The sequence below is a fragment of the Gilliamella sp. B2838 genome (assembly GCF_026536185.1).
Lineage (GTDB): Bacteria > Pseudomonadota > Gammaproteobacteria > Enterobacterales > Orbaceae > Gilliamella.
Genome location: NZ_JAFNOO010000017.1, coordinates 1 through 13,075 on the forward strand (window position 1 = coordinate 1; position 13,075 = coordinate 13,075).

Genomic DNA, 13,075 nt, shown 5'->3' on the forward strand with positions numbered 1-13,075 from the left:
CTTGATTACGGATGATTAACTGTCCATTTTCTACCGCTGATTTGGTGGTACTTGAGTCTTTATCACTGTTTTGATACGCCGTTGGGACGCCAGGTCCTCCCGTACCGCCACTTATCGATACCTGGGTCACCTTAAAGTCGGCTTTGTTTTCTATATCACTAAAGCCAATGGTGCCCGTATCTAACCGGTTTTGGGATTTATCCGCAGTGAAGGCTAGGTGGTTTTATATCGTCGGTGACATGCCACAAGGCACAAAACCCAACCCCTGACCACAACTGACCATTAAAGGCAGGTGGCTGGAGCAATTCGGTTTTTATACTAGGCGACCGGTCATTATTAAAAGTTGAACAGAACAAGTTAATTATTGAACTTGCTATGTAGCTCTAAGGAGCTTAAAAAAGCACCCTAATAAATCAGGGTGCTTTTACGTTGTTACTATTCTAATTTAATTATGTGTATTGAGCCGGATTTTATTTCTTTTGGTAATGTATAGATTATTTCTCTTATATCTTGCGGTATTTCTCTTAAAGATAATGGATTAAGGGGTTTTGCAACTAAAAAATAGCTATTATCTTCATAATTAACATCATAACTAAATAATCCCTTTAAAGCAGAATCAATATAACTTCTTAAATATTGTTCTCTTTTATTTTGATTAAGGAATTCTGGCAAATTATCTTCAATGATTTCAATATCACATCGTTTTTCTAAATCAAAAAAATAATCATATATTTCTTCATAATTCTTAATTGAATCAGCTACTTTCTCAGGTACAGCGGATGTGCCACCTGAAGCAAAGTGTGCTAGATTGCCATTATGAAATGCAGCAAACCAGTCTAGATCGTTAGTACTCATAAATTCATCAGTCATTCTCATTATTTTTCAACTCCAAATATATTTGTACAATTTTCACAACGAGGCACTTGTGTCCCATTACGAGGGCGTACAGCTTGAGTAAATTGTATATCTTTTAATTTAAGATTAGGATTATTTAATAACAATTCGTTAGCTGCTCTAAATTCAGCACAAGCACCTAATACATTACCACACGAAGTCTTAACTCCTAATCCTCCTAATTTATCAGCATAAGCTTGTAATTCAGGGGCTATTGTAGTGGGAACTGTCCCACTTGATGCAGTAACCACTTTACCAGTTAATGGATCTACAGCTGCAATTGCAGTAGCTGGCTTATATTTGCTATTAGCGAAAGATGCTACGTATTGTTCTAATTCTTTATTTGCATTAGCCAATAAGGAATTATTCCCCGTCGTCCCATTTCCGGCATTAAATTGTTTAATGATAGTATTATTTGCTCTATCATAAACAATTTTATAAGCCCCGTTTTCACTAAGAGTCGTTCTTATTTCATTTAATAGGGCTGATGGATTTTCTATTAGGTTATTTTTATATAATTCCATTATTGCGGCAAGGTCATTTAATTCAGCCTTACTTAATGAATTAGCAAATACGCTAGCAGTCATCCCAAAACCTGCCGCTGGATTACCTTCAAATCCAACCGTTTCGATTAACCACGTTGCTACATTATTAGCACACAAGATTGGATTTGCTGAACAAGAAACAATTGCAGGACCAACTATATCAATGGCAATAGGGGCCGCTATCACTCCGCCTACCACAATCGCAATTGGTGTACCGTACTCAAACATCGTTTCGTTATAACCTTTTATCCCTTCATCGATAACCTTATCTTCACAAGCTTTATCACCGTTACATCCAGCCTTCGCTGCATTTACAATGACTAGACCAAAATCCAGATAGTTATTCTCAACCGAGTTCTTACCGGCAGCAATAGCGGTGCCAGCATCACCCACATCTCCCCCTGCAACGGCAATAGCCAGTCCGGTGGCCAGTTGGGCGAGTGCGCTGATGTTTTGTTTTTCTGCTTCGGTTAATTCGTTGTCGTTCTTATCTCCATAGAATGTTTTTCGAATGACTTGCGCTGCCAGTTCATCGGTCACCCCACCCACTACGGCAAACACCCTGCGTTACACCTTAAAGGCAATTGGCTGGAGGACGCCGGCTTTACCACCGGACAACTCGTCACCATTACCGCTAAAAAAGGCAAGTTGATAGTGGAGCTTGTGAGGTAAATCGCATAATCAGCCCCGTTCTGCGATAAAGATCGCAGAACTATGAATAATTTAATACTAATACAATATAACTTTTATTTAATAACTTTATATTGATTAGAATTTATTCTTTCTAATTTATTTTCTAAAAATAATTTTTCTAATTGAGCTTTAATATCATACTTATCATATGTATTTCCTGACTGAGACTCTAAAAATTGTAATAATCGCCAATCATCAACTATTTTATATTCAAAAGGGCAAACGTGAGGATCTATAATAAGATGAGGTAATGGCATCTGGCGTGTAAATCTAAAACCTAAACCATGTCTAAAAAAACTCCATTCTTCATTATTTAACCTAAAATGTCCTCTTCTGGGAAAATCCAGAAAATATTTAAAATCAGATGAGGATGAATTTAATCTTTTAAATTCATCCATTAATTTTTTCTGAAAATTAATATATTCAAGTATTTTTTCAAACATAATTAATACCTAGTTTTAGCTTCTGCTGCCCAAATAAGAATTTCATCTGCTGCCTCTTTACTTGTAACCTCATTAATCCTTACTGGAACATCTTTAATTCCTGCCAATTTTGCTGCTGCAGCTCTATGATGCCCATCAATAATAATCATTTTCCCATCAATAATCACAACATCAATAGGCTGAGATTTATCAAATCCATTTTCTTTCATATCTTCAGCATAACGTTTAATATCTGAACCAGATACTTCATTTTTGCCTTGAATACCGATCAAACTTCCCACTGGTTTTTCTTGTACATTATCTGAAGTAAGAATAAAATCTCGCCAATCCCTAATCTCGATCTCAGGACCGGCTAATATTCCTGAATTTTTATCTTGTTCAATAATTGGAGTAACTAGTTTTCCTGCATCCTTGTCTTGCTCCGGAATAGGCGTACTAATAATTATTGGTTTTGGTTCTTCTGATATGGGGTATCCTTCTGGCTTAAATCTCTCATCATTTGGATCTATGGCTATCGTTGTTGCATATTTATCTTTCAATTCACCTAAATAACGATTAGTTATTTCATCATTTCCCATCATATTTAGGATAATAAGATGTTCTAAGTCTTCTGATGAGATATTATCGGCTATTTCTTTTGCAACTATTGCTGTTATTCCAGCTTTGATACCATATTCTAAAATTTTCTTAGCTACAAATCCTCTACAAGGTGCCGTTATTGCACAAGCCTCTAGGGGGAGTGTCACCAAACTATTATTCTCAACCGCATTTTTACCGGCAGCAATAGCGGTGCCGGCATCACCCACATCTCCCCCGGCAACGGCAATAGCCAGTCCGGTGGCAAGTTGGGCGAGTGCGCTGATGTTTTGTTTTTCTGCTTCGGTTAATTCGTTGTCGTTCTTATCTCCATAGAATGTTTTTCGAATGACTTGCGCTGCCAGTTCTCCCCCAACTGCGCCCAGACCACCCGATAATCCTGAGTTGCCTTGTAGCTCCGCAACCACAGCGCCTAAAATCGCATGAGTAACTAAGTTTCCGGCAACATTATCGGTTACCCAGTTGCCATTTTCATCCATATGGCCGGTATGCTTTTTGATTTGCTCTGCCAGCCAAGGAGCACTGGCACCAGCCAGCCCACCGGTAATATCACCCGAAATAATGCCTGTCACAATGGCAACTGCACTATCTATCCCTTTGCTGACATCGCCCCCCATTGTGCCCAGGTTTTTACCATTTTTTAGGTTGGATGCTAATTGCGTATCAACCGCTGAATAATACCAGTAATCTTTATTATCTTCATAATACTTTTCAAACGATATTTTTGCTTTTTCGTCATCAGTTAACTTTTCATACGCTTTTGCTGCCTCAAGCCTTGATAACGCATCCTTATTTTTATCTACATCATTTTGCGCTTGTATGCGGTCATATTTATTCACCACATCTTTTGTTTGTTGGGCAATATCTTTAATTAACTCTACCGTTTCTATCTTATCAAGCTCTTTTTGCTTATCAAATATCTGTTTCAGTGGATTATTGGCACTCTCCGTATCCCGACTTAATTCATTGATATCCTGTTTTTGCTCGTCTTGATTACGGATGATTAACTGTCCATTTTCTACCGCTGATTTGGTGGTACTTGAGTCTTTATCACTGTTTTGATACGCCGTTGGAACGCCAGGTCCTCCCGTACCGCCACTTATCGATACCTGGGTCACCTTAAAGTCCGCTTTGTTTTCTATATCACTAAAACTGATGGTGCCGGTATCAAGTTTATTTTTATTTGTATCTACAGCCTCCGATGCAATGACCGCTCCTTTTAAGTCGGTGTTATTACCCACATAAATATCATAGCCACCTTTGCCGGCAAAAATCCCCGACTGGTCTGTCACACTTGCCCATTTACTGTCAATATTGGTTGCTGATATCGAACCATTGGCACTAAATCCTGAGCCTGCCGTGCCACTGACCGAGGCACTGATTTTTTCGTAGTCGTAATCATCCGTATCTTGCAGGGATTGAATGTTAAGGTTGTTGCCCACATTCATTTTTACCGTATCACCTTTTAGCTGACCGCCAATGATATTAACATCATTACCTGTTTTAATATTTAACTTGTTTTTGGCGTCTATTACACTTTCTGTCCAGGCACTACCATCAGCATTCTCTCGCTCCCGACTAAAGTTGGCATTACCTTTAAAACGCAAACCACTTTCATCGCCGCCGACTTGGAATTGAATACCCACACCCCCACCATAGCTTTTTTCATCACTATCGCTATGTTGTGTATTGACTGCACCAATTACATTTAAATCTCGGTTGGCAGTCAGATTAATATCATTGCCAGCTTTAATGTCACTACCTTTTATCGAGATGTCACCACCTTGATGTTGTTCATCACCAGTAGCAATAATATTGATATTGCGACCAGCAGATACACCACTACTTATCACGCTATGTTGTTCTTGGTTGACTTCCCGCTCCGTGCGTTGTGTTCCAAACATCGCACTCACACCAATAGATGCTTGGCTTTGTCCTTCTTGATTTTTTAGCTGTAAATCTTCTACTGCGCCAACAGCAGATAATCCTGATTTAATTGACTGTAAAGCTAATAACCTGTCATTGCCTTTTTCTTTTGCCCGTTCAACCGCTTTAGCTGCTTCATACATATCTGCCGCCGTACCAGTTAGTGCAACGGTCAATCCTGATTTTTCATAACTGTATTCTTCTTTATACGTTGTTTTTGCATCTAAACTGTTAATATCAATATTTTGTGCAATTAAGTTGGCATCTTTTTGTGCAATAATATCACTGCCTTCAACGTTAATATTTTTGCCCGCATGAATATTAACACTGCCGTCGGTACTGCCAACGACACTACCGACATAAGCTTGTTCGGTATCGGTTTGTTTTAATGACTCTTTCTCTTTACCAACGGTAACACCAATACCACCACCGCTCATTAACCCTGATTTTTTCTTAATGGTTTGTTCTTGTTTGTAATAAGATTCTTCTGCGGCATTTATCGTAATATCTTTATCGGCATAGAGATTAACATCATGGGTACCAACCACCTGACTACCGGTTACGGTTAAATTATTGCCAGCATAAATGGTTATACTGTTAGCTGATAGTGAGCTGCCTTTTTGCGTTGTGTTATCTATTTCTGTATGTTCGGTAATCGATTGTTTATTGAGTAAGCCTTTAGACGTCGATTTATGATGCTCAGAGAGGCTTAACCGCTCTTGGTCGCTGCTAATATCAATATCATGCTGCGCAAGTAAGTTTAATGATTGATTGCTTGCGATATCCGCCGATTTCATGCGAATATCATTACCCGCTATTAGGTTTAAGTCACCATTGGTAAAAATTTCACTACCAACAATATTTTCAATATCAACTTTGCGGTAGTTGTTTTTATCCCAGAATGCTTCTTGATTACTTTCTGTTTTTAAGGTCGATAAATTAATATCGTGACCAGCAATAAGGTTGGTTTTTCCCTCTTTACCTTCATTAATGAGTAACGCTGCACCCAGATTGATATCATTCCCCGCTTTTAAGCGAATATCACCATCTTTGACATTAATACTCGAGACCTGATCAATCACCGTATTAACACTTTTGTTTTGTCCGTAATAAGATGCTGTCGTCGATGTGGTGCTATTTAAATTAATATCATTGTTGGCTGATAGATAAACTAATTTATCAGCATTAAATTTACCGCTGCTATTTATACTATCTTTAGCATTAATTACGATCGAATTAGCATCAATCGTACCGCGATTATTGACGTTGTTCGCTGCTATCGCCACGCGATCTTTACCTAAAATCAGGCCTGATGAGTCAATATCATCTGTTGCATACACGGTCACATTTTTCCCAGCTAACAGTGCACCGTCAGTATTCACTCGTGCGTGATTAACCAAATAAACTTGAGGCACCAGTACCGTTACTGCTTGACCATCAACAATGACGGTTTTACTTTCCATCCAAACCATATCGGTAGTGAGTAGTCGCATTTGGTCAGCAGAAAGTGAGGCGCCAATTGGTAATCCATAGTGCTCAGCAAACGCAATACCTGCGTCCATTAGTGCTTTATACTGTTCAAGATCACTTGAATAATCACCTAAATATCGCTGACCGGTTAACGTAACAATTTGTTCACGAATGAGCTGTTGTTCATAGTAGCCATCGCCCAGCCGTTTTTGGATGTTATTGGGGTCAACTCGCAGGCGATTAAGCATATAGTCTGAACTTAACCATTTTTTGCGATTGGTAAAGCGAGAGTCCGTTTCAATTAAATAGTTGGACTCTGGGCTTTTATTGACAATATAAATGCTGTTTTTAGGTAGGCTGGTATTTGGTTCGGTATAACTGATCGATTCGGTATATTGTTGTTTATTCACCGAATCAATAGACGGGTGTTGATTGACGTTATTATCAATAACGGATGTATTTTGGTTATCAACTTTTTCGGTTTTAATGGTTGTTTTGCCTTGCGATAAGTCAGTAATGGGCTTAGCTTCAGCAATGGTTATGTCACCTTTTTCTTTACCTTTTGCAATAAGTGAATCAGATAAACCATCGAGCTGTTGATCAGCTTTAACATCTTTATTTATGGTCTGGATAGCTTGCCCTGCTGCAACATGAATAGTTTCACGCTCGGTTGGGGTAAGCTTACTGTTATTGATATTAGTATGATCTTCCATTTTAGCGTGTTGAAGATCAATAGTGGTTATCGATTGGTTAAAATATTTTGATTCATCTTCCCCTGTCGTGTATACGGCTTTACCGTTGTGATTGTGTTTATTTCGGTAATGCCAAATTTGTGTTCCGATATCGGTAATCGTTCGTTTACCTTTCAGTGAATAATTGTTGAGCGTATCGGTTGTAACCAATAAATTATTGCCTGCCAATATTTTACTATTATCATTTTCAATATGATGAGCTTGAATAATCAGATCATTGCCAGAAATAATTTCTGCAGGCTCACTCACTTTAATTTTTGTTTCATAGATATTTTTTGTATATCGATATTCGTGATATTTATACGTGCTACCAAACTCACCCTTATTAGAATGTAATACGGGATATCGATGGCGTTTTTTAGGGCTCGTTCTAATGGTGACTTCTTCCGGTTTAAAACGCCTTGCATGACCCATAGGGGTATATTCGGTAATCGGTTGGCTACTAATTAACACGTCGTCTGTTTCAATATGATCATTAATATTGTTAATTTGACTAACATTTAATCGCATATTGTTAGTACTTTCGATTCGTGCCGAATGATTATTTAATGTTTTACCATTGATTTGCATATCCCCTAAACTTAGGAGCAAGGCATGATTAGTATTGTTAATCGTGTTCACATCCAAAAGCAGGGATTGTCTTGCGGCAATCGTTGGAGTAATTGGGCTGTTTAACGCAGCAGCGTTGTTATTCACTTCATTGGCTTTGATATGAATGGTATCACCATATAGGCGTGCTGCATCAAGGTTATCAAATTGTTGTGTTAAATCAATGTTAACATCTTCACCATCAATTAAACCTTGATTAACAAAGCGATTGCCACTAATGTCAATTTTTTGTGATTCAATAATGCCATTTTGTGTGTTTTTGCCAATATCACTAGTCAGTGTGACGCTTTGGCCAGAAGAAATTTTACCCTGGTTATTAATTTGATTGGCTTTAATTGATATTTGATTGTTGGCAATCAAACTTTTTATATTATTAAAACCATTCATCAAATTTAAAATGATACTATTTTCAGCACGCAGCTCTCCATCGCCGGTTAATTGATTAGCAACAATGGCGATATCTTTTGCTAATAAATAGGCTTGACTATTGATTACATTGTTTGCCTGGATATTTAATATATTTTTAGCGATGAAATTAGCCAGTTGGTTATCAAGTGCCTGACTTTCTAACTCAATTTGATCCGCATTAAGTATTGCATGATAATTAATTACATCATTTGCAATTATTTTTAGTAAACTGGCTGTTTCCAGTTTGGATTCACTATTGTTAATCGTATCAGCTTTTATGAAAATGCCTTGATTAGCCATTAATGTTGAATGTTGGTTATCGATGGCGCCTTGCGTTTGCAATTTTATTTGTTGCAAGGCTGTCAGCTGCGCTGAGTTATTTATTAAATTATTCTCAGCATTTAGAATAATATTCCCTACGCTCAGCAGTTTTGCCTCATTATTATTCATTGTTTTTGCATTGAGCGCTAACTCCCCTTTAGCTTGTATATCCGCAGATTGATTATTGATCTCATTGGATTGAATATTTAAATCACTTTCTGCAATTAATTGCGCTCGATGATTATTAACACTATTGGTTGTAATTGATAAAAGACCTTTACTGCTTAATTCTGCTGCCTCATTATCTAAATCGTTCGCATGAATAATAAGACCATTTTGACCTGCGACTAATGTCGCTTTTTCATTGTTAATATTACCGTTAACATTGATTTGCATGCCACCTTTAGCTTGTAAGGCAGCATCTTGGTTGTTAAGGTTGAAGCCATTGATTTTAATAACGTTATCCGCTAACCATAACGCCTGTTGATTGTTTATCTCGTCACTCTTTACAATGATATTTTGTTTGGCTGATAACGTTGCTTGTTGGTTATTGGTATTCGCTGCATTAATTTCTATTGAATCATTTGAAATCAACGTTGCTGTTTGATTATTAAGTTGATTTGTTTGAATGTGAATAGCTTTATCGGCATTGAAATAAGCTAATTGATTAGACAGTTCGTTTACGTAAAACGAAATTTCACCGCCAGCAATTAAGGTCGCATTATCATTATTGATTTGATTTGTTTTGATTGAAATATCACTATTCGCTTTAATTATTGCTTTTTGATTATTGATGTCTTCACTTTCAACCGTTATTTTATTTAGACTTACCCATTTGGATAATGAGCTGTCGATTTTTTTTGCTTTGATATTCAGCGAGTCATCAGCCTTTAACGTTGCGGATTGACTATTTAATTCATTTGCATTAAGTGTGATAGATTTGCTGGCTGCCAATAGATTATTGTAATTATTAATCACATTGGCATTCATCTCCATTTGCCCTTGAGCTCGAATGTCTGCCTGCTGATTGTTTAATAAATCCTTCACATCAAATACCACATTACCCACTGCGATCATCGTCGATTGTTGGTTGTTAATGTTCGTTGCTTGCATGACAAGATCATGTGCAGATTTAATTTTTGCATTGTTATTATCAATCTGCTGCGCTGCAAGTTTAAGTTGTTCACCTGCAATAAGGGTGGCATGACTATTATCCAAACTCTCCGTTGCAACCATTAACAGTGCTTTAGCAGATTGTAGCGCAATATCACGATTATTCATCGTGTTAGCATGGATAGCTATTGAATCTTGACCTATAATTTGTGCGTTCTGGTTATTAATTTTATCCGCTAAAATCTGAATATTTGCTAATGCATTAATAAGCGCATTTTGGTTGTTAATGATGTTTGAATTTAACGTTATTGCACCATAGCTGAGTAATTGGCTATTGATATTGTTTAAATTAAGCGTCTTAAATAAAATGTTTTTATAACTTGATATAGATGAATTTTGATTGTTGAATATTTGTGTGTTGACTGTTGTCTTGCCTTCACTGATCCATTTCGAATCATTATTGTCTAATTGTGAAACCGCAGTGATAGCTATATCATCTTTAGCACTTAAAGTTGCAGTATTTAATTTGATATTATCAGCATTGATACTTACCTGTTTTTCACTAATAATTAATCCATTTGTAACATCAATATTGTTATCTGCGTTAAGTTCAATACCTTGTTTGCCTTTAATTTTTACTTGTTGGGCATCAATCGTATGGCTATTGATATCAATATTACCATTACTCGCAATTAATCCTTGATTGGCGAATAATTGTTGGGCAGTAATCATGATACGATCACTTGCATTAAGCTCAGCATTATTATTGTTAATACTTTCACCATTGAGCTCTAAACTTGCATTAGTGAGTAATAGTGCAGAAGCATTATTGATGTTATTGGCATAAATTGATATTAATTTAGCTGCCTGAATATTAGCTTGCTCATTATTAATATCCTTACCATGAAGGCTAAGTTTACCGGTTGTGATAATGTTTGTATTGCTATTATTAATTGATGACGAGTTCATATTTACATCATCAACAGCAATCAACTTGGCTGACTCATTATTTAATTGCGTTGAATTAATAGACAAATACCCATTTGTTTTTAATTCTGCTGATTGATTGTCTATTTGTTGTCCATCAATAAAAATACCGTTTAATGCGGTCAGTTTTGCATATTGATTGAAGAATTGTTGCACATTGATTTTGATAGCATTTTCGGAAATGAATGTAGCGGCATTGTTATCAACATATTTACTCGCTATATTGATAGTCCCCTTGGCACTTAAACTCGCATGTTGATTATTCACTTTATGTGTTGCATTAATCGTGAGTGAATCTTCTGTTAATAACTGAGATTGTTGATTATCAAAAAATACGCTATCAATGTTGAGATATTTTTTTGACTGTAATATTGACTGGCGATTTGCTAAGGTATCGGCTTTTATTTGTAGCTGATCATTACTGACTAAAAGTGAATCATTATTAGTGATATCTTGACTTTGTAAGTGAATTGCACCTTCAGCCAACAGCGTTGCATGGTCATTATCAATAGCATACTGCGCATTAAAATAAATGCCTTTACCCGCATTTAGCTTTGATTGCGCATTATTAATTTTATCAGCACTAAATGTGATATCGTCATTCGCTAATATTGTCGATTGTTGATTGTCAATTAACTTCGCCTTTGCCACATAACGGGTTTGGGTTTTAGCTTGGATATTTCGACTATCAATAGAATAAGTTGCATGCAAATTAATCTCTTGTTCACTGTTTATTTTTGCATGACTAATATTAATGTTTTCAGCTGAAAAAGTGACTGTTTGGGCAACATTTTGACTATTTGTTAAATCAACACTTTTTTGCGCATCAATTTTAATGCGTTGACCGGCTAGGTTTTTACCTGTTAGTGATATATTTTCAGCCTGTGCAATAATATCACTTTTTTGTGTTAATTTACCTTCTTCATCAATACCTGCTGCAAGCAAACTTGTTGATGTGCTATTAATGGTTTTAGATTTAAGGTCGACATTTTTCTTAGCGACAATATTCCCTTCGTTAACTATCGCGCCTTGACTGGTGAGTTGAATAGATTGTCGACTATTAATGTGTTTTTGATTAACAATATCATTTTGACTGGTGAAATTAATACTTTGTTGAGCCTGAATTGCACCTTGATTGGTGATTTTACCATCAGCACTGATAACAATACTGCCGGCACTGGCACCGAGTTCACCGGCATTATGCACACCCACCCCTTTTTCGGTACCAATCATACGAATACTATTGGCATACATTCCACCAAGCTGTGAAACATCAATCGAGACTTCCGGTTTATTGTCAGTAGCGTTATCCAGTGGCATGATAGTTTGTGTATCGTAACTGACCTGATTACGACCGGTGATCACATTCGCTTCATTGGCCCATATTGCCGAGTTAATCGATACCGTACGTGCTATCAAATCGGTATAGTTTTGCCCAGAACTGTCAAGCCCTTTACCGGTTACCGTTATGTGCCCTTGTTCAACCTGGTAACCATTTATTTCACCATTATTGATAATCGGTTTACCGGTGGTGAGTGTCCCTCGACTGGCATTAATAAAACCACAACCATTACAGGTGATACCAGAAGGGTTAGCAATAATGACCTCCGCTTTTTGACCGGCAACTTCAACCACCCCGTTTAATTGGCTGGGATTACGTGAATTGACTTCGTTTAATATGATTTTTGCCGGTCCGGTTTTATTTAATAGTTCATTACCTTGTACATAACCCGCAATTTGTGTTTGGCTGATTTTACTGCTGTTATTTAATATCGCACCTTGCTGTGATACATCAAATTGACTGTATTTGTTATGCGATAATCCTTTATTGTTCGGGGTTTGAATGTTGACTTGTGTCACACCATTTGCCGCTGATATCACTATCGGTTGTTGGTGGCGGCCCGCCTGATTATCCGCCACTATTTGACTGCCATAAACCGGCGAAGTCAGCGTGACAAACCCAGCGAAATAGATACGAATAAGCTTATCGGTTTGAGCGTTGCAAAAATAGATTCAATCGCTGTTTGTTGCGTATCTGTGGTGGTTTTCGCCTGACCATTTGCTGTTTTCGAAATGTCAGCAACCACCATTTGCATATTACGTTTTTTGTTAAAAATTATTCGGTATAAGCGCTTATTCATAATCTATTCCTTATTCCTTATCTTCATCTTTATCTTTATCTTTATCTTTATTTTTATTTTTATTTTTTGTGTTTTTTATTTATTCACCGTCAGTTATACACATAACACAACGTACATCTTGTTATTCAACCTAATAATTCCACATCACACTAAAGCCTAATGCCAGCGGATTGGTT

Annotated in this window: 7 protein-coding genes; 2 read left to right on the plus strand and 5 right to left on the minus strand. The window is 37.0% G+C overall.

Annotation, left to right across the window (positions count from 1 at the left end; translation table 11 throughout):
* Positions 1-296 precede the first annotated feature (296 nt).
* Complete coding sequence (locus tag J3U63_RS13445) at positions 297-347, plus strand: hypothetical protein (protein ID WP_416380362.1); 51 nt, start codon at positions 297-299, stop codon at positions 345-347.
* Positions 348-435: 88 nt separating this feature from the next.
* On the opposite strand, the gene J3U63_RS12630 is transcribed toward J3U63_RS13445, so the two are convergent.
* Positions 436-876 carry a hypothetical protein gene (locus tag J3U63_RS12630; RefSeq protein ID WP_267344963.1) on the minus strand — a complete coding sequence of 147 codons (441 nt, stop codon included), beginning with the start codon at positions 874-876 and terminating at the stop codon, positions 436-438.
* Entirely contained in the window at positions 876-2,000 is a 1,125-nt protein-coding gene (locus J3U63_RS12635; RefSeq protein WP_267371719.1) for a VENN motif pre-toxin domain-containing protein, read from the minus strand. Before J3U63_RS12635 ends, J3U63_RS12630 begins: the two co-directional genes overlap by 1 nt.
* Between J3U63_RS12635 and J3U63_RS13450 the strand changes: the two genes are divergently transcribed.
* Positions 1,956-2,111 (plus strand): SymE family type I addiction module toxin, encoded by a 156-nt coding sequence (locus J3U63_RS13450; RefSeq protein WP_416379688.1) that lies wholly within the window; start codon positions 1,956-1,958, stop codon positions 2,109-2,111. The two genes, J3U63_RS12635 and J3U63_RS13450, sit on opposite strands and share 45 nt — an antisense overlap.
* Positions 2,112-2,185: 74 nt before the next feature.
* Here the strand turns inward: J3U63_RS13450 and J3U63_RS12640 are convergent, their stop codons facing one another.
* The 3 genes from J3U63_RS12640 to J3U63_RS12650 are packed head-to-tail and all read right to left on the minus strand — an operon-like array spanning position 2,186 to position 12,899.
* Positions 2,186-2,575 (minus strand): DUF6896 domain-containing protein, encoded by a 390-nt coding sequence (locus tag J3U63_RS12640; protein ID WP_267344957.1) that lies wholly within the window; start codon positions 2,573-2,575, stop codon positions 2,186-2,188.
* A gap of 2 nt (positions 2,576-2,577) precedes the next feature.
* Complete coding sequence (locus J3U63_RS12645) at positions 2,578-12,678, minus strand: hemagglutinin repeat-containing protein (RefSeq protein WP_267371722.1); 10,101 nt, start codon at positions 12,676-12,678, stop codon at positions 2,578-2,580.
* 26 nt (positions 12,679-12,704) lie between these two features.
* Entirely contained in the window at positions 12,705-12,899 is a 195-nt protein-coding gene (locus J3U63_RS12650; RefSeq protein ID WP_267371724.1) for an ESPR-type extended signal peptide-containing protein, read from the minus strand.
* Positions 12,900-13,075: the final 176 nt, after the last annotated feature.